We start from the raw sequence: 17385 nt of genomic DNA on the forward strand, positions 1-17385 counted from the left end.
GTAGAGTTGGGCCCGCCCTGCTCACCCGGACCGCCCATGACACGGACCTGCCTGCCCGCGCGCCTCCCCCCCTTCCCGACGCTGCTCGACCGCCTCGCTCACGGCCTGCTCCTGCTGCTGGCGGCCCTGCTGATGGCGCTGCCCCTGGCCGGTCTCGCGCAGACGCCGGCGGCGGCGCCGTCCTCGGCTGCGACTGCAACGCTCCCGGCAGGTATCCCTGCGTCAGGGCCCGCCCTCGCCGAGCCCCGGCTGCAACTGGCGGGGCGAGAGATCCTCGTGTTCCGCGCCGGCTCGCTGGGCCTGAGCCCGGCCGACCGGCAGCGGCGCGCGCAGGCCCAGCTGCAGGGTGTGCTGGAGACGCGGGCGCCCGACTATCAAGTGACGCTGCGCCCCGCCACCGACGGCCGGGCCCTGCTGGTGAACGGGCAGCTGATCGGCACCCTCATGCCGGCCGACCTGGGCCTGGCCACCCCCACGGAGCAAGACCTGGACCAGCGCGCCCAGGATGCCAAGGCCCAGCTGCAGCGGGCCCTCGCCGAGCACCAGGAGGCCCACAGCTGGCAGCGCCTGGGGCTCTCGGCGCTGTGGGTGCTGGGCTCGCTGGGCCTGCTGCTGCCGCTGCTCTGGGCCCTGCGCAGAATGTCGCGGATCAGCCTGCGCCTGCTCGCGCGCGGGGCCGGCGCGCAGGCCCGCAAGCTGCAGGTCAGCGGGGTCACGCTGCTGAGCCTGGACCGCCTGGGCGACGGCGTGCGACTGGTCGTGCGCCTGCTGCATGCCGGCCTGTGGCTGCTGCTGGTGTACGAGTGGCTGGGCTGGGCCCTTCGCCAGTTCCCCTACACACGGGTGTGGGGCGAGCAGCTGCATGCCGCGCTGCGCGACGCCCTGGGCGGCGTGCTCATCGGTGCGGCCAGTGCCCTGCCCCAGCTGCTGGTGGCCGTGCTGATCTTTGTGCTCGCGCATTTCCTGAGCACCGCCCTGGACCCCTTCTTCGAGAGAGCCGAATCCGGCGCCGTCGACCTGGGCTGGCTGGACGCCGACACCGCCCGCCCCACCCGCCGCCTGATGCGGCTGGGCATCTGGGCCTTCGCCGTGGCCATGGCCTACCCCTACCTCCCCGGCGCGCAGACCGAGGCCTTCAAGGGCCTGTCCGTGCTCATCGGCCTGATGGCTTCGCTGGGCGCCTCCAGCGTGGTGGGCCAGGCCGCCGCGGGACTGATCCTCATGTACACGCGCACGCTGCGCATCGGCGAGTACGTGCGCATCGGCGAGCATGAAGGCACCGTCACCGAGCTGGGCACCTTCGCCACCCGCATCCGCACCGGCCAGGGCGACGAGCTCACGCTGCCCAACGCCCTGATCGCCGGCAGCGTCACGCGCAACTACTCCCGCACCGGCGGCGGTGCAGGCTTTGCGCTGGACACCACCGTGACCATCGGCTATGACACCGCCTGGCGCCAGGTCGAGGCCATGCTCAAGCTCGCGGCAGCCCGCACGCCTGGCATCCTCCAGGATCCCGCGCCGCGCGTGTTCCAGACCGCGCTGTCGGACTTCTACGTCGAGTACCGCCTGGTGGTGCAGGCCCAGCCCACGGAGCCGGGCCCGCGGGCCCAGGTGCTGAGCCTGCTTCACGCGGAGATCCAGGACGTCTTCAATGAGTTCGGCGTGCAGATCATGTCCCCGCACTACCTGGGCGATCCTGACGCGGCCAAGGTGGTTCCGCCCGCCCACTGGCACCCCGAACCTGCGCAGGGAGGACCGGCGGCACAGGCCCCGGCAGGCGAACAGCGGCTCGCATAAACTACGCTGCCTCATCCGCTGCTCATCCGCTGCCCTGACGCTGCCCGGACCCCTGCCGTGACCACCCGCCCCGTTCGAAGCCAGTACGAAAATTTCATGCGCCTTGTCTTTGAACAGGGCGTGAGCAAGGGCGACCGCACGGGCACCGGCACGCGCTCGCTCTTCGGCCACCAGATGCGCTTCGACCTCAACGAGGGGTTCCCGCTGGTGACCACGAAGAAGGTGCACCTCAAGTCCATCATCCTGGAACTGCTGTGGTTCCTGCGCGGCGATTCCAATGTGCAATGGCTGCAGGAGCGCGGCTGCACCATCTGGGATGAGTGGGCCCGCGAGGACGGCGACCTCGGTCCGGTCTACGGCGTGCAATGGCGCTCCTGGCCCACACCGGACGGCGGCCACATCGACCAGATCAGCGAGGTGCTGCAGCAGCTGCGCAGCAATCCGGACTCGCGCCGCCTCATCGTCAGCGCCTGGAACGTGGCCGATCTCTCAAAGATGGCCCTGATGCCCTGCCACGCCTTCTTCCAGTTCTACGTGGCCCCCGCCACCGAGCCCGGCGGCCGCGGCAGGCTCTCCTGCCAGCTCTACCAGCGCAGCGCGGACATCTTCCTGGGCGTCCCTTTCAACATCGCCAGCTACGCCCTGCTGACCCACATGGTGGCCCAGCAGTGTGACCTGGACCTGGGCGACTTCATCTGGACTGGCGGCGACTGCCACATCTACAGCAACCATTTCGAGCAGGTGCAGACCCAGCTCGGCCGCGCGCCCTTCCCCTACCCCACCCTGCACATCCGTCGCAAGCCCGACAGCCTGTTCGGCTACCAGCTCGACGACTTCGAGGTGCGGGACTACCAGCACCACGCCGCCATCAAGGCGCCCGTGGCGGTCTGAGGTCCGGGGCGAGCATGCAAGACCTGACCCTCATCGCCGGCCTGTGCCGGGACCGCGGCATCGGCCTGGGCAACGAGCTGCTGGTGCGCGTGCCCGAGGACATGGCCCACTTCAAGGCGCTCACCCTGGGCCACACGGTGCTGATGGGGCGCAAGACCTGGGACTCCATCCCCGCGAAGTTTCGCCCCCTGCCCGGCCGCCGCAACCTGGTGCTGAGCCGCCAGGCGGGCCTGCAGCTGCCCGGCGCCGAGGTCTTCACCGACATCACCGCGGCCCTGGCCGCCTGCGCCCCCGGGGAGCAGGTCTTCGTGATGGGCGGCGCCGAGATCTACGCCCTGGCCCTGCCCCTGGCCGCAGCCCTGGAACTGACGGAGTTCGACCTGCAGCGCCCGGCCGACGCCTTCTTCCCGGCCTGGGATGCCTCGCAGTTCCGCATGAGCCGCCGCGAGGAGCACACGCACCGCGCCGGCGAGCCAGAAGGCTTTTCTTACAGCTTCGTGCGCTACGAACGCGTAGGCTGAGCGGTTTTTCAATTTCGGGAGGAATGAACAATGTCCGGAGGCGGTTTCCACGTCCACGGCCCGCATGACCACGAACTGGAGCATGCGGCCCAGCACGAACCCAAAGGCATGGCCGGCCAGCTGGCGGTGATCACGGCCATCCTGGCCACGGTGGGTGCGCTCTTCGCCTACATGGGCGGTGCCACCCAGGCCAATGCCGGCCTCTACAAGAACGACGCGGCCATCAAGAAGACGGAAGCGGCGAACAAGTGGGCCTACTTCCAGTCCAAGAGCAGCAAGCAGAACCTGGCCGAGATTGCCATGGACCTGGCGCCCAGCGACGAGCAGAAGGCCAAGTACAAGGCCAAGATCGAGCGCTACGAGACCGAGAAGAACGAGATCAAGAAGGAGGCCGAGGCCCTGGAGAAGGAGTCCGCCGACTTCGACCACCGGAGCGAGCAGCAGCTCCACCAGCACCACCGCTGGGCGCAGGCCACCACGGCCCTGCAGGTCTCCATCGCCCTGGCCGCCATCGCCTTGCTGACCCGCCGCCGCTGGATGGAAGGCGCGACGCTGGCCGTGGGCGGCGTGGGCGTGCTGATCGGCATTGCGGCCTGGCTGCATTACTGAAGCCTGCAGGTCACGGGCCGCAGTGAGCGGCCCGTTTCCCGGCGGCGGCCTCAGGCCGTCGGTTCCAGCCTGAAGGCCCGCACCGCCTCGATCAGGGCCTGGGCCTGCTGGCTCAGGCTTTCCGCCGCGGCGGCACTCTCCTCCACCAGGGCGGCGTTCTGCTGCGTGACCTGGTCCAGCTGGCCCACCGCGCTGCTGATTTGCTGGATGCCCGTGGTCTGCTCATTGTTGGCGGTGCTGATCTCGCTGATCAGATCCGTCACGCGGCGCACCTGGCTGACGATGTCGGCCATGGTGCTGCCCGCCTCGTTCACCAGCTGACTGCCGGCCTCGACCTTGCCCACGCTGTCGTGGATCAGGCCCTTGATCTCGCGAGCCGCCTCGGCGCTGCGCTGGGCCAGGCTGCGAACCTCGCTGGCCACCACAGCGAAACCACGGCCCTGCTCGCCAGCCCGCGCGGCTTCCACGGCGGCATTCAGGGCCAGGATGTTAGTCTGGAAGGCAATGCCGTCGATGACGCCGATGATGTCGACGATCTTGCGTGAGGCGCCGTTGATCTCCTCCATGGTCGAGACCACGCGGCTGACCACCTCGCCGCCGCGCTCGGCGACCGCGCTGGCCGAGCCCGCCAGCTGCGTGGCCTGGCGGGCGGTGTCGGCATTGCTGCGCACGGTGTCGGACAGCGTCTCCATCGACGCCGCCGTCTGCTGCAGATTGCTGGACTGCTGCTCCGTCCGCTGGGACAGGTCGGCATTGCCCGTCGCGATCTGGGCCGAGCCAGTGACGATGCTGTCGCTGCTGGCGCGCACCGCGCCGACCACGTCACGCAGGGCCAGCTGCATGCGGGAGACTGCAGCCAGCAGGCTGTGAGGGGACGCGCCCTGCAGCCCGACCGGACTGCTGAGGTCCCCGGAGGCCACCCGCTCCACGATGTCCCTCACCCGTGCGGGCTCGGCACCCAGCTGGGACAGGATGGCCCGGTAGCCCCACCACAGGAGGCCCGCCACGGTTGCCACCAGCAGCAGGGCCAGCACCAGCGAGGCATTGGCCCAGGTGCTGCGCTGCTCGCTGGCCTGGGCCACGGCCAAGGCGGTGCGCTGGTCCAGCAGCTGCAGGAACTCGTCCACCGGCCGCATGATCTTGGCCTTGAAGCGGTGGTAGTCCAGGTCGTGCATCATCGCCCGGGCACGCTCGAGGTCCGGCGCTCCCTGCTTCGTGAAGCCACCCTTGCCGTCCTCGTAGAGGCCCTTGACCAGGTTCATGGCGATGGTCTCGGTGCGCACCAGGTCGTTGGAGTTCTGCTGCGCCTCGCGCAGCTTGGCGAACTCAGCCTCGGTGAAGCCGGCCTTCTTCATCAGGTCCTGCAGGGGCACCGAGGCGCCACTGCCCTTGTTCGGCGTTTCGTCGGCCGCACGGAAGTCCCAGTAGATGCCCTGGTAGTTCGCCGGCCTGGCGAGCTTGCCGTTGCGGACGTCCAGCACCTCGAAGTACTGCTTCTCCCACTTGGGATCGGCACTGATCACATAGGTGCGGGCGAGGCGGGTGAGATCGTCCGAGCTTTGTCGCAGCTCGTCGGCGAGGAGGTAGGAGTCATAGCGTGCCTGGGTGGCCCGCTCCACGCTCTCTGCCGCGCGCCGCATCGCCAGCGTCGAGCACAGGAGCAGAACCGAGATGCCGAACACCGCCGCGAACAGCGTGCCGAAGATGCCGCGAACCGAACTTGCCTTGGCTTGTTGCATTGATCTCTCCATGGGATGGTCGGGCAGGCGCAGACATTGCGCCACCCGGATTGCCGGGCAGGAAAGCGCCGCCACCACGGCGGGCGCCTGCGGCTCACCGTGCGGAGGAAAGGATGGAAGTGGATGCCGGGCGACTAGGGCCCGCAGCTACGGCTCTGCATGATTCGCTCCCCTTTGGCGGGCCAGCCTCTTGGCTTGTTATCCCGCTGATTGCAGCCATCGGTGCGCGCCCTGCAGGCCCGGGAGCCCTGGCGCTGTCCACCGTGGTGCAACCATACGCAGCGCGAGGCGGCAAGGCAATCTCAGTTCTGGCTGACAATGGCCACTCCCCCCGTCTTTTGTCCTGTACTCATGAAATTTGCCACGTGGAACGTCAACTCCCTTGCCGTGCGCCTGCCGCAGCTCCTGGACTGGCTGGCGGCCAATCCGGTCGATGCCCTGGTGCTGCAGGAGACCAAGCTCACGGATGACAAGTTCCCCACGCTGGAGATCGGCGCGGCGGGCTACCAGGTGCAGTGGTTCGGCCAGAAGACCTACAACGGCGTGGCCCTGCTGAGCCGCAAGCCGGCCACGGACGTGGTCAAGAACATCCTCGGCTTTGCGGACGAACAGGCGCGCGTGATCGCCGGCACGGTGGACGGCGTGCGAGTCATCGGCGCCTATTTCCCCAACGGCCAGGCGCCGGACAGCGAAAAGTTCGTCTACAAGATGGGCTGGCTGGAGGCCTTGCGCGAGTGGGTCCGGGCCGAGCTGAAGACGCACGAGCGCCTGGTGCTGATGGGCGACTTCAACATCGCCCCCGAGGACCGCGACGTCTACGACCCCGTGGCCTGGGCGGGCCAGATCCACTGCACGCCGCAGGAACGCGAGCACTTCCAGGCGCTGCTGGGCCTGGGCCTGGTCGACGCCTTCCGGCTCTTCGAGCAGCCGCCCAAGAGCTGGAGCTGGTGGGACTACCGCAACCTGGCCTTCCGCAAGAACCAGGGCCTGCGCATCGACCACATCCTGGTCAGCGAAGCCTTGCGCCCGCACGTGAAGGCCTGCGAGATCGACAAGCAGCCGCGGCGCAACGAGCGGCCCAGCGACCACGCGCCTGTCATCGTCACCCTGGATTGAAGCCTTCAGGAGATCCCATGAGTCGAGCCGACCCTGCCACGCATGCCGACGCCCAGCTCCAGCGCTGGTGCGACGAGGAAGCCCGGGTCCGTCAGCGCATGCAGCCCGATCCCGGGCTGGCGCGCCTGGACCAGCTGGCCGGCCTGGACGGCCTGGCCCAGATGCAGGCCATGCTCGACGGCGAGCTGCCGCCCCCACCCATCGCACTGACGCTGGACTTCCTGCTGATCGAGGTGGCCAAGGGCAAGGCTGTCTTCCAGGGCAAGCCGCAGTTCCGTCATTACAACCCCCTGGGCACCGTGCACGGCGGCTGGTTCGCCACCCTGCTGGACTCCGCCCTGGGCTGCGCGGTGCACACCACGCTGGAGCCGGGCAGCGGCTACACGACGCTGGAATTCAAGGTCAACCTGGTGCGCGCCCTGACGGACAAGGTGCCCCTGGTCCGCGCCATCGGCGAGGTGACGCACCGCGGCCGGCAGGTGGCCACCTCGGAGGCCCGCCTGCTGGGGCATGACGGCAAGCTCTATGCCCATGCCAGCACCACCTGCCTGATCTTCGAGCAGCGGCAGGGCTGAGGAGCGGGCGCCCGCTGGCGCCCTGAGCCGGCCCTCAGGCGCGCAAGGCGTGCGTCGCGCGGGCCAGCTGGGTGATGCGGCCCCAGTCTCCGGCATCCATGGCGTCCTGCGGCGTGAGCCAGGAGCCGCCGCAGACCTTCACATTGGGCAGGGACAGGAACTGTGGGGCGGACTCCTGCGTGATGCCGCCCGTCGGGCAGAAGGCCACGTCCGGGAAGGGCCCGGCCAGGGCCTTGAGCAGGTTGACGCCGCCCACGGCCACCGCCGGGAAGAGCTTCAGGAAGGTGTAGCCCGCGGCATTGGCCTGCATGACCTCGCTGGCGGTGGACACGCCCGGCAGCAGGGCCAGGTCTTGCCCCTGGGCCGCCACGGCGATCTCGGAGTTGAAACCCGGGCTGACGCCGAAGCGGCAGCCGGCGTTCTTGGCCGCCGCCACATCCGCGGCGGTGCGCAGGGTGCCTGCCCCCACGATGGCCTCGGGCACGGCACGGGCCATGGCTTCCATGGCCTGCAGCGCCACCGGCGTGCGCAGCGTCACCTCCAGCACCCGCACGCCTCCGGCGACCAGGGCCTCGGCCAGGGGCACCGCATGCTCCAGCTTCTGGATCACGATGACGGGGATCACGGGGCCGTGGCTGGCCAGGCTCAGGGTCTGATTGCTCATGCTAGTTCCTCTGCTTTGTTCCACTGCTGCGTGCCAGGCGCTCAGAGCCAGGTGACCGCGCCTTCCTCGGCGCTGCGGACGTTGCTGCGGAAGCCCCCGAAAAGATTGCGGCCCAGGCCGGTGGCGTTGTCCGCCGCCTGTGCGGGATCGATGGTGGCCAGCTCGCGGACGGCCCATTCATCGGCAGGCACCCGGGCCTGCAGCTCACCCGTCACGGCATCCAGGCGCACCACGTCGCCATCACGCAGGCGTGCCAGCGGCCCGCCGGCCAGCGCCTCGGGGCTCACATGGATGGCGGCCGGCACCTTGCCCGAAGCCCCGCTCATGCGGCCATCGGTCACCAGGGCCACCTTGAAGCCCTTGCCCTGCAGCACGGCCAGCGGCGGCGTGAGCTTGTGCAGCTCGGGCATGCCGTTGGCATGCGGGCCCTGGAAACGCACGACCACGACGACGTCTCGGTCCAGCTCGCCGGCCTTGAAGGCGGCCTGCATGGACTCCTGGTCGCTGAAGATGCGGCACGGGGCCTCGATCACATGGCGGTCCTCGGGCACGGCCGAGACCTTGATCACGGCGCGGCCCAGATTGCCGTCCAGCAGCTTCAGCCCCCCCGTCGGGCTGAAGGGCGCCGCGGCGGTTCGCACCACGCTGTCATCGCACGACCCCACCGGCAGGTCCTTCCATTCGACGCCCGCCGCCGAGGCCTGGGGCACGCGGCCATAGGCTTCGAGGCCCGGCCCGTGGATGGTCAGTACATCACCGTGCATCAGCCCGGCGCCCAGCAGCTCTCGGATCACGAAGCCCGGGCCGCCGGCGGCCTGGAACTGGTTCACGTCAGCGCTGCCATTGGGGTAGACGCGGGCCAGCAGCGGCACCACGGCGGACAGCTCCGAGAAGTCCGTCCAGTCGATGCTGATGCCCGCCGCGCGGGCCACGGCCACCCAGTGGATCAGGTGGTTGGTGGAGCCGCCGGTCGCCAGCAGGGCCACCATGGCGTTGACGATGCAGCGCTCGTCCACCAGGCGGCCGATGGGCGTGAAATTTGCGCCCGGCGCGATGCGCAGGGCCTGGCGCACGGCCTCGCGGCTCAAGCGCTCGCGCAGGTCCTCATGCGGGTGGACGAAGGCGGCGCCCGGCACATGCAGGCCCATGGCCTCCAGCAGCATCTGGTTGCTGTTGGCCGTGCCGTAGAAGGTGCAGGTACCGGCCCCGTGGTAGGCGGCGGACTCGGCCTTCAGCAGCTCCTCACGGCCGACCTTGCCCTGGGCAAAGAGCTCGCGCACCTTGGCCTTGTCGCTGTTGGACAGGCCGCTGCTCATCGGGCCAGCCGGCACGAAGACGCAGGGCAGATGGCCGAAGCTCAGCGCGCCGATCAGCAGGCCCGGCACGATCTTGTCGCAGATGCCCAGCAGCAGGGCGGCGTCGAAGACGTCGTGGCTCAGGGCCACGGCGGTGCCCATGGCGATGGTGTCACGCGAGAAGAGGCTCATCTCCATGCCTGGCAGGCCCTGGGTGACGCCGTCGCACATGGCCGGCACGCCGCCTGCCACCTGCACGGTGGCGCCGTGGCGGCGGGCCTCGTCTCGGATCAGCTCGGGGTAGTGCTCGTAGGGCTGGTGGGCCGAGAGCATGTCGTTGTAGGCCGTGACCACCGCGAGGTGGGTGGGACGCTCGGCGACGATGCGCAGCTTGTCGTTCGCAGGCATGGCGGCAAAGGCATGGGCCACGTTGGCGCAGCCCATGCGCTCGGGCCCCTTCTTGCGTTGGGCGAGGCGCTCGACCTCGGCCAGATAGCGTTCACGGGCCGGCGCACTGCGCTCGCGAATGCGTGCGGTCACCGTTTGCAGCGTCTTGTTCATGCGTCTGTGCCTCGGGCTGATGTAACTCAACCCTTATTAAGTTGGTAACCATATTACAAGAAGTGCGCCTGCTGCGGGTTACAAGGCGAGTACATGTGCAAGACAGTTGCCCGGCCGACAATGAGGCGCCGCCCCGACACCGGCAAGACACAATCCTGCCAGGCCGCGCCTGGCCGATGAAAGAGACTGACATGCCTGCAGCACGCATCATCCACGGCCATGAAAAAGACCTGGGCGGAGGCTTCAAGGTGTCCCGCCTGCTGCCGGCCGTGGCCCAGCGCAGCGTCGGGCCGTTCATCTTCATGGACCACTTCGGCCCCACCACCAGCCATGGCGATCCGGCGCACGACGTCCGCCCCCACCCGCACATCGGCCTGAGCACCGTGAGCTACCTCTTCGAAGGGGCCCTGCTCCACCACGACAGCACCGGGGCGCGGCAGGAGATCCGCCCGGGCGACATCAACTGGATGACGGCCGGCAAAGGCATCGTGCACAGCGAACGGGCGCCGGAGCAGCGCCGTGGGACCGCCTACGCCATGCACGGCCTGCAACTGTGGTGCGCCCTGCCCCGGGACGAAGAGGAATGCGACCCCGCCTTCCAGCATGTGGCCGCAGCGGACCTGCCCGTGCTGGAGCGGCCGGGTGTTCGGATCCGGGTGCTCGTGGGGCAGTTTGGCGGCCTTCGCTCGCCCGTTCGCGCCTCGGCCGGCACGCTGTACCTTCACCTGAGCCTGGACCCCGGTGCCAGCCTGACCCTCAGCGACTGGAGCTCCGAACTGCCGGAGGAATGGGCGATCTATGCGCCCAGCCAGGAGTTGCTGCTGGACGGAGAGCCGCTGCCCGCTCGCCACTTGGCGGTGCTGCGCTCGGCGCAGGGGAGCCCGGCGGGCGCAATCCTTCAGGCCGAGGGACCTCAGGGCGATGCCACGCTGACAGACGGCGGCCAGGCCAGCGGCTCCCATGCGGGCGCCACTCAGGAAAGCCAGGGTCAAGCCCGGCCATCAAGCCAGGCAGCCCGAGTGGCCTTCGAGCTGAGCGCCCCGCCCTGGGAGCCAGAGCCCACCGAACTGGTGCTGCTGGGCGGCAAGCGCCTGGACGGGCACCGGCACCTCTGGTGGAACTTCGTCTCCAGCCGCAAGGAGCGTGTCGAGCAGGCGGCCAAAGACTGGGCTGAGGGCCGCTTTCCCAAGGTGCCGGGCGAGGACGACTTCATTCCCCTGCCAGCCACCCGGCCCTGAGAGGCGCGCGCTTCAGCCCAGCACGCCCAGCGCCAGGCCCAGCAGCGTCAGGCCGCCAATGCCCACGATCCAGGATTCCGGCTCCTGCATGCGGCCGCTGACCACCTTGCCCACCGTCAGCCCTACCGTTTGCCCCACTGCATGGCCCACTGCGTGGCCCATCTTCACACCCATGCGCTTGACCGCTGCCATCTGCTGCTCCCGCTGTATTGCTTGACCAGGCGGCAGGGGGCGCCGGGTTGGCGTGCCTGCCTCGATTCGTGATGGCCCAAGAATACTGTATGTCCATACAGTATTCAAGTGTTGTTTTGAGTGACCGATCAGAGCCCCGGGGCCGGCCGCGCGGCGTGACAGGCCCCTCTATCCTGCAGGCCATCCGCTGCCGCTAAGATGCCAGCCCCGCGAGCCCGGATGGGCTCGCTTCCCAATTTCAGCCTCCCGCACGCCGACATGGCCCAAGCACCCAGCGCCGCCCCTGCCAAGGCAGACCCCGCAGCCCAGGATTTCTCCGCCCACACGCCCATGATGCAGCGGCGTGTTCTCCCATGAAAATCTAAGATCTTCCCCGGAACCTACGCCAAAACCTACGCTACCAACGGCACGCAAATACTGTATATTTATACAGCATGAAGGTGGCAGTACTCAGGCTCAGGAAAGATGGGATGAAGTTGGAGCTCGACCAGCTCGGCGAGCCCTCGGTCGGTTGGCTCACGATTGAGCGTTGGCGCCTGTCGAACCGATTTGAGGATCGATGGGTGAGGTCTGCCGTTCTGCGATGCGGCCAAAGCCGGGGCGCCTCGTACCTGATCCCGGCCATCCATGGCTGCGAACTGACCGCGATGGAAGACCGCGGGTTCCTTCTGTCGGGCCGAGAGGACTCAGACCATCTGCAAGACCCAGGGATGCGGCAGACGTGGTGGTGCCGCCCGGTCAGCGAGCAGTCAGAAGCTGGCCAGGTGGAGTAGCTGCCAAGCTGTCGGCATTGCCCCCAAGGAAAGACGAGAGTTGCTCCTGTCGGTCATGCCGTCCTTGCCATCGAGGTGACCGCCTGGCTGAGCTTCCGCCATCGCCGTGGGTATCTGCGGTGCCCTCGAGCACTCAGAACGATTCCGCGTTGATCTCAAAATTCATTCCAGTCATTTGCTTATGCGATCCGCGTCTAGTGAAAGTTAGGGATGCAATAGAAAAACCGCTCATGTTGACGAAGATCGTATGCTAACGTCGCGCCTGTTTCGCTTGAAGCTTTGAAGTACTGGGGATCAATCGGGACGATCTATCAACTGAAGAGGAACCTTCATCATGAAGAACACTGAAATCAAGACCCTGTCTCAGCCGCAAGAGCTGGAAGCCCAACTGCTGGCCCTGGTGTCCGGCGGCCAGAGCGCCACTGCGCGTGACTACACCGTGTACGCCACCGCCGCTCAGGCCGTGCTGCCCCCGCAGCAGGCTCCGGCCACCGTGGGCTGATAGCCCCCAATGGGCAGTTCGCTGCCTTTGCCGCGAACTGCCCATCCCTGCTAACTCCGAGACAGCCTATGCCTTGCATTCTCGTCGGCCCTTCGGTGTCCGACCATGTCTTCACCTTGAGCCAGCAGCTCAAGGCGTCAGCGGTCAAGCAGTTCCAGGCGATGGGCTCGCCTGCAAGCGTCTACGTGCCCTGGATTGCGGCAGGAACTGACATCAAGTTCTCCTTTCCTGAATCCCTCTTTGCCCCGCACCCGAGCGTCGCCAGAGGCCGTCTGATCAATGACGCGAGCTATTTGCAGCCTGCCCATACTTACGTGCAGACGCGCCTTGAGCACATGCAGTACCACGAGGGTCTCATGCCAGGTGCACGCGATGATTGGCTGCCGGCTGCCCTAGTGAATCCGGCCGCGATTCACGCCGTGGACGCGGGGGTAGACGTGCTGCTTGGCAGCGATCCCAGTCTGGCCAGGCTTTACACCGAGCTGGTGGAATTTGTGCTCCCGCTGGGGGACAAGCACCGCGGGTACAGCAACGCCAACATGCGCGGAATATTGTTCCGCGGTATCCCGGACAATTGGAACGCCTATGACGTGGCGATCGATCTGGCGCACGAACTTGGACACCACACGCTCTTTGTCTGGCAAAGCGTCGATCCGATTCTGGCGAGCTCACCCAGCGCCCCGGTGCTGTCCTCCGTTCGCAAGGTTGAGCGGCCGGCCATCCAGAGCTTTCACGGCGCTGTAGCATTGGCCTTCATGCTGTTCACAACGCAGACTTGGACGAAGAATGCAATCTCCCAAGAAGCCGCTCGACGTCACGGCTCCTTCTACATCGGCGGGACGCTGGAGTCTGCCTTGAGCGAAGCGCTGGACACTTTGCGAGCGCAATGCGAGTTCACTGCCATCGGCAAAAAGATGGTGGACGAGATGCAGGCGCTTCTGCAGTGAATCTCGCCGAACCTCTTGTACTTCGGCCAGCGACAGAGCAGGACGCTGAGGACATCGCAAGAATCCTTCCAGATCTTGGGTATGCGTCAACGGCTGCAGAAGTCCGGCAGCGGATGACTCGCCTAGCTGATCAGCCCGACCAAATGCTCATGATCGCAGCCGTTGCCGATGCAGTCATCGGGCTGTGTCAGGCCCAGCGCATCTACCTCATTGCCAGCGACGGCTACGCGGAAGTTCATGCCCTGGCCGTGCTGAAGCAATGGCAGGGACGCGGCGTCGGCCGGGCCCTAGTCAATGCTGCAGTGCAATGGGCCCAAGACGCCGGTGCGCGGCGTGTGCGATTGCGCTCCGGCGTTCACCGCGAGGATTCCCACCAGTTCTATGAGGCCATTGGCTTCACTCGACAGCGCGCCAGCTATGCGTTCGAGGTGCAGCTGCCAGATCCCTGCGACGAGTCGTGCGGTACTGCCAGCACCTGAGCGGCCGATTCCAAGTGGCAGCAAGAGTACGGTTCCAGTCCAGACGCCACATGCTGCGGCGGGCCCCGGAAGGGCCGTTTGAAGGCCGGGCAACGGCCCTTTAGCGCGGCGAGCTGGGGCCATCGCGGGCCGCCAGGCAGAGCTCATGCAAAGCGGCGATGTTCTCAAGGTCGCACATGTTGATCTGCATGGCCAGAATTCTGTCCAGCCAGGCCGTAAGCAGTAGCCCGGCGGCCATGACCTCGAGCTGGCGACAACAAGGTGAAGATCGCGTGCGCCCGCCATGCACGCGCGGCCCATTTCTCAGGTCGGAGGGGGTCGAAAAAAAAGGTAATCTTTGACGCCGACCCCATCAAATTGCCGGGAACCCCGATGAACACTGGGCAAAGTCCGGTCCGGATCGGGGTCACCTTGGGGTAACTTTAGAGTAACTAGATTACCTCTATAAAAGGCAACCTGAATATACAGAAGAAGCCTTGCAAATCAAGCACTTAGGCGCTGATTACTTTTCAGGTGTCTCCAGGTTACCTTTCAAAGGTAACTTCCTAGATCGTTGATTCGTAAGGGCAAATTTCGCCGGCTTTGGGCCTGGTGACGGTGATTACCTTTTGCGGGGCCGAAACCCTGGACTTCGCATCGCCATGCATGCGCTTGGGTGCATGAATCCGCAACAGTCCTCGACGGCCGCTGTCCGGCCTTCCCCACGGGGCAGCGGCCCTTCGGCAGGGCCTCATGCAGCTGCAGGAAACCAGGCACATGAAGCGGGCAGGCGTGGCGGGGTCACGCGCGCGCGCTCCGGGGCGCGGCCAAGGTCCGGCAGGGGTGCCGCCCGGCGCCCCGGCCCCTACGAGGCCACCCAGAGGCCCCGGAAGCCGCGATCGTCCGCGCGGCCAAGGCCCGAAGCCTGCCCGGTCCCGCTCACTTCTGAGGGGGTTGAATGCGTCGGGCCATTTAGCTGCGGAATTCGGTCAGGGTAGACTTCTGGCGGCCCTGCACATCAGGGACCGGGTTTGGCGGCCCGATGAAATTGGCGGCCCAAGCCGCACCGACTGAGCTGTGGTTTTTGCGCCAGTATTCCGTCCATGCAAGGGCGGCCCGGGTGGTGAGCCGAAAGACTCGTCGGTTTAAGCTCCGCAGGATTCCCGGTCCGCCAACCATCCTTGCGCTGCCGCCCTCCTAGCGGAGGGTTTGAGCCGCTCAACGGCTGCAGCCTTCATAGGCCCCGAAGGGCACATCTGACCAAGCCAATGGGTATAACGAGACGGGGGAACGAGTGGAGTCGCAAGAGCTAATCGATGCATTCAGAGCACAGCTCGACGAAGTGGAGAGTCAAGGCGCCGCATCAGTGCAGGTGAGCGCCCTTCGCTCTTATCTATCGGCACTTGAGAGAGACGCGGCAATGTCGAAGGAGCGGCGCGCACATGAACACGCCGGCTATTTGGCGCATTACGCCGCTCAGAGCAGCTTCAGTATTGCCATGCTCGAAGCTGTAGTGGAAGCCGGGAAGACCGCACTGCAGTCATTGATCGTAATAAACGGTGGCGCCGTCATTGCCTTGCTCGGGGTTCTGGGCAACCTTGCAGGCAAGCCGGAGGGAGGCCCATTCGCACGGTATCTGGCCCTTCCTCTACTTGAGTTTGGCGGAGGTGTGCTTTTTGGCGCCCTAGGGTTTGCGTTCAGGTACTTCAGCCAGGATTGCTATGCCGAGCAAGGCGACAAGAACTCCCCGCGTCGTCGCTGGGGTCATCGCTTCCGGTACGCAGCAATTCTCTGTGCAGTACTCGGCTTCGTGCTCTTTGCCTTCGCGGTCGGAAATTCGTACAACGCGGTCTCCTGGTCGTTCACGAAGTAGGCACTCAGACGCTGCCGCCTCTGGTGCCGGTCTTCCGTCCGTTCAATGGCGGCAAAGATGTGAGCCTCCCCCTGGTCTGGCCGGTTTCCGATCCTCTGCGTGCCCGCGCGCCAACCCACATCGACCTGCTGCTCTCTTGGGGGAGCCTGGCAGTCACTCGATGGATGCAGACTGAGGTGCCCCCCTGAACCATCAGACCGTGCCTTTGCCCCCTTGCTCAGCACGAAATCAACATTCAATACGCCGGCGTGCAGGGCAAGACCACTGAAGACCGACGCGCTTGCTGACGCCGGCTTCGACGTACTGCTCGATCAAACCCGCAACGGAAGCAAGATCCCAAACGAGGCGCCTTGCCAGCAACGCGCGGACCGCCGCACGCTGTTACCACAGAAGCAGATCAAATCAAATAGCAATTCGTTTCACGGACAACACCCACCGCATGGGGAGTGTCCGCATTTACCCAGCAGAGAAAATGAACTTTGCGCACACACTGGCAAACCAACATGTATACATGCCCATCCTGCAATATCGGAAAAATCTCTGCTTTTAGCGCCCTGAAATCGTCGCCATCAGAAGTAATTACCTGCCCAGAATGCAAGGAAAAACTCGTAGCGGTTCAGCCGAACTTTATCCAAGTATTCTTGGTATACATGATTTTTTCGTTCATCATTTTTCACATTAGCCCAGGCTTTGCAATCGAGATTGCGTTACTCATCACAATGATCATTGCAATGGCCGCAATAGTCATCAAGAAAACAACCCTTTGCATCGTAAAGAAATGAAAAATATTATCAAAAATTGCATTGCCGTTCTTTTTTCATTTGCCTGCATACAAGGCATAGCCAGGGCCGAACAACCTCAACCCGCATTAGGCCTCGAACCGAAAGCAATTAGCAACATTCTGAAAAATTGCGGAGACATTCAATCTAGCGTCAATTTGAAGAATAAATATTCAATTAAGAACGACCATCTTGGACGTCCGGCGACAATTTCCACACCCAACGGCCTTGAGTACGTCATTCAATATGCAACCGACAAAGATCAAGTTCCATCAGTCATCGTGGGAAATGGCGTCCACGAAGTAGTTGACAACCGCCCCCCGTCCCGTGAAAAGGTGGAAAAGTACTTAGCCGACCGGGTTCGCCTGTATCGCATGGTTAAGTCAATCTGTTCAACTGGAACTGCCGGACCAAATACTGACAAAACTGCCTCTCTCATCAATTCAGGATACGGCGGTGGAAGTTGGGACGAGGGCATTCCAGCCGAGTACTTCGATAGCGGCTTCTGGGAAGCAAGTTGGACATCTTCTTTCAATTCGGCTGCAGCGATCGCTGCTGGGCCCTTCCTCAACAATTCTCTAGATTGGGCAGCCCGGGAGGCCGAACGACGCGCAGCTTGCATGGGGTCTTGCAACAACGCGTGCGACACAATATCTGAAGGTGTTGCCGCATTGGGATGCAGCGCCGTTGGCTATGCACTGCTTGAATTTGGGTTTACCGCGAAAGAAGGGGTTCTGGTTTTGGGGGCCTGTGCAACTGGAACCTGGATCGGGAAAAACTGGTGCAAATTCAGAACATGCCCAGAGCAGTGTGGCGGGTAAAAAGGTCACGACGCAAATAAAGGCCCACAGAATG

16 protein-coding genes are annotated in these 17385 nt (G+C 65.4%); 12 read left to right on the forward strand and 4 right to left on the reverse strand.

From position 1 onward, the window contains the following. Window positions 1-36: 36 nt before the first annotated feature. The 4 genes from ABDJ40_RS14545 to ABDJ40_RS14560 are packed head-to-tail and all read left to right on the forward strand — an operon-like array spanning window position 37 to window position 3818. Window positions 37-1797 (forward strand): mechanosensitive ion channel family protein, encoded by a 1761-nt coding sequence (locus ABDJ40_RS14545; protein WP_347610870.1) that lies wholly within the window; start codon window positions 37-39, stop codon window positions 1795-1797. A 57-nt stretch (window positions 1798-1854) separates the two neighbouring features. Then, window positions 1855-2688, forward strand: coding sequence for a thymidylate synthase (locus ABDJ40_RS14550; protein WP_347610872.1), 834 nt, complete (start codon window positions 1855-1857; stop codon window positions 2686-2688). Between the two features lie 14 nt (window positions 2689-2702). After that, window positions 2703-3209, forward strand: coding sequence for a dihydrofolate reductase (locus tag ABDJ40_RS14555; protein WP_347610874.1), 507 nt, complete (start codon window positions 2703-2705; stop codon window positions 3207-3209). 30 nt (window positions 3210-3239) lie between these two features. After that, entirely contained in the window at window positions 3240-3818 is a 579-nt protein-coding gene (locus tag ABDJ40_RS14560; RefSeq protein WP_347610876.1) for a DUF4337 domain-containing protein, read from the forward strand. A 50-nt stretch (window positions 3819-3868) separates the two neighbouring features. Here ABDJ40_RS14560 and ABDJ40_RS14565 read toward each other — a convergent pair whose 3' ends face one another. Then, on the reverse strand, window positions 3869-5557 hold the full coding sequence (locus ABDJ40_RS14565) for a methyl-accepting chemotaxis protein (protein WP_347610878.1): 1689 nt from the start codon (window positions 5555-5557) through the stop codon (window positions 3869-3871). 351 nt (window positions 5558-5908) lie between these two features. On the opposite strand from ABDJ40_RS14565, the gene xth reads away from it, so the two are divergent. Beyond that, on the forward strand, window positions 5909-6673 hold the full coding sequence (xth, locus tag ABDJ40_RS14570; protein ID WP_347610880.1) for an exodeoxyribonuclease III: 765 nt from the start codon (window positions 5909-5911) through the stop codon (window positions 6671-6673). Window positions 6674-6690: 17 nt separating this feature from the next. Beyond that, window positions 6691-7248: a PaaI family thioesterase gene (locus ABDJ40_RS14575; RefSeq protein ID WP_430765643.1), complete on the forward strand. Its 558-nt coding sequence runs from the start codon at window positions 6691-6693 to the stop codon at window positions 7246-7248. A 34-nt stretch (window positions 7249-7282) separates the two neighbouring features. On the opposite strand, the gene eda is transcribed toward ABDJ40_RS14575, so the two are convergent. Both eda and edd read right to left on the reverse strand, forming a co-directional pair. Further along, window positions 7283-7912 carry a bifunctional 4-hydroxy-2-oxoglutarate aldolase/2-dehydro-3-deoxy-phosphogluconate aldolase gene (eda, locus tag ABDJ40_RS14580; RefSeq protein WP_269633089.1) on the reverse strand — a complete coding sequence of 210 codons (630 nt, stop codon included), beginning with the start codon at window positions 7910-7912 and terminating at the stop codon, window positions 7283-7285. A gap of 41 nt (window positions 7913-7953) precedes the next feature. Further along, the gene (gene edd, locus ABDJ40_RS14585; protein WP_347610883.1) at window positions 7954-9768 is read right to left on the reverse strand and encodes a phosphogluconate dehydratase; all 1815 of its coding nucleotides are present in this window, start codon (window positions 9766-9768) and stop codon (window positions 7954-7956) included. Between the two features lie 191 nt (window positions 9769-9959). Between edd and ABDJ40_RS14590 the strand changes: the two genes are divergently transcribed. Further along, window positions 9960-11006: a pirin family protein gene (locus ABDJ40_RS14590; protein WP_347610885.1), complete on the forward strand. Its 1047-nt coding sequence runs from the start codon at window positions 9960-9962 to the stop codon at window positions 11004-11006. A 12-nt stretch (window positions 11007-11018) separates the two neighbouring features. Here ABDJ40_RS14590 and ABDJ40_RS14595 read toward each other — a convergent pair whose 3' ends face one another. Further along, window positions 11019-11198: a hypothetical protein gene (locus tag ABDJ40_RS14595; RefSeq protein WP_269633092.1), complete on the reverse strand. Its 180-nt coding sequence runs from the start codon at window positions 11196-11198 to the stop codon at window positions 11019-11021. A gap of 1107 nt (window positions 11199-12305) precedes the next feature. Here ABDJ40_RS14595 and ABDJ40_RS14600 point away from each other — a divergent pair. The 5 genes from ABDJ40_RS14600 (at window position 12306) to ABDJ40_RS14620 (ending at window position 17351) form a co-directional block, all read left to right on the forward strand. Continuing rightward, window positions 12306-12473, forward strand: coding sequence for a hypothetical protein (locus ABDJ40_RS14600; RefSeq protein ID WP_347610887.1), 168 nt, complete (start codon window positions 12306-12308; stop codon window positions 12471-12473). 68 nt (window positions 12474-12541) lie between these two features. Beyond that, complete coding sequence (locus ABDJ40_RS14605) at window positions 12542-13420, forward strand: aKG-HExxH-type peptide beta-hydroxylase (RefSeq protein ID WP_347610889.1); 879 nt, start codon at window positions 12542-12544, stop codon at window positions 13418-13420. Beyond that, on the forward strand, window positions 13360-13899 hold the full coding sequence (locus ABDJ40_RS14610) for a GNAT family N-acetyltransferase (RefSeq protein ID WP_347610891.1): 540 nt from the start codon (window positions 13360-13362) through the stop codon (window positions 13897-13899). Before ABDJ40_RS14605 ends, ABDJ40_RS14610 begins: the two co-directional genes overlap by 61 nt. Window positions 13900-15172: 1273 nt before the next feature. Further along, the gene (locus ABDJ40_RS14615; protein ID WP_347610893.1) at window positions 15173-15751 is read left to right on the forward strand and encodes a hypothetical protein; all 579 of its coding nucleotides are present in this window, start codon (window positions 15173-15175) and stop codon (window positions 15749-15751) included. A gap of 778 nt (window positions 15752-16529) precedes the next feature. Further along, the gene (locus ABDJ40_RS14620) at window positions 16530-17351 is read left to right on the forward strand and encodes a hypothetical protein (protein ID WP_347610895.1); all 822 of its coding nucleotides are present in this window, start codon (window positions 16530-16532) and stop codon (window positions 17349-17351) included. The last annotated feature ends 34 nt before the right edge of the window (window positions 17352-17385 follow it).

The organism is Roseateles flavus (genome assembly GCF_039872765.1).
GTDB lineage: Bacteria > Pseudomonadota > Gammaproteobacteria > Burkholderiales > Burkholderiaceae_C > Roseateles_B > Roseateles_B flavus.

Excerpts from the sequence above, each read along its gene's own strand:
- ABDJ40_RS14545 (WP_347610870.1), top strand. The coding sequence starts at position 37 with ATGACACGGACCTGCCTGCCCGCGCGCCTCCCCCCCTTCCCGACGCTG.
- ABDJ40_RS14555 (WP_347610874.1), top strand. The coding sequence starts at position 2,703 with ATGCAAGACCTGACCCTCATCGCCGGCCTGTGCCGGGACCGCGGCATC.
- ABDJ40_RS14560 (WP_347610876.1), top strand. The coding sequence starts at position 3,240 with ATGTCCGGAGGCGGTTTCCACGTCCACGGCCCGCATGACCACGAACTG.
- ABDJ40_RS14565 (WP_347610878.1), bottom strand. The coding sequence starts at position 5,557 with ATGCAACAAGCCAAGGCAAGTTCGGTTCGCGGCATCTTCGGCACGCTG.
- xth (WP_347610880.1), top strand. The coding sequence starts at position 5,909 with ATGAAATTTGCCACGTGGAACGTCAACTCCCTTGCCGTGCGCCTGCCG.
- ABDJ40_RS14575 (WP_430765643.1), top strand. The coding sequence starts at position 6,691 with ATGAGTCGAGCCGACCCTGCCACGCATGCCGACGCCCAGCTCCAGCGC.
- eda (WP_269633089.1), bottom strand. The coding sequence starts at position 7,912 with ATGAGCAATCAGACCCTGAGCCTGGCCAGCCACGGCCCCGTGATCCCC.
- edd (WP_347610883.1), bottom strand. The coding sequence starts at position 9,768 with ATGAACAAGACGCTGCAAACGGTGACCGCACGCATTCGCGAGCGCAGT.
- ABDJ40_RS14590 (WP_347610885.1), top strand. The coding sequence starts at position 9,960 with ATGCCTGCAGCACGCATCATCCACGGCCATGAAAAAGACCTGGGCGGA.
- ABDJ40_RS14595 (WP_269633092.1), bottom strand. The coding sequence starts at position 11,198 with ATGGCAGCGGTCAAGCGCATGGGTGTGAAGATGGGCCACGCAGTGGGC.
- ABDJ40_RS14600 (WP_347610887.1), top strand. The coding sequence starts at position 12,306 with ATGAAGAACACTGAAATCAAGACCCTGTCTCAGCCGCAAGAGCTGGAA.
- ABDJ40_RS14605 (WP_347610889.1), top strand. The coding sequence starts at position 12,542 with ATGCCTTGCATTCTCGTCGGCCCTTCGGTGTCCGACCATGTCTTCACC.
- ABDJ40_RS14610 (WP_347610891.1), top strand. The coding sequence starts at position 13,360 with ATGCGAGTTCACTGCCATCGGCAAAAAGATGGTGGACGAGATGCAGGC.
- ABDJ40_RS14620 (WP_347610895.1), top strand. The coding sequence starts at position 16,530 with ATGAAAAATATTATCAAAAATTGCATTGCCGTTCTTTTTTCATTTGCC.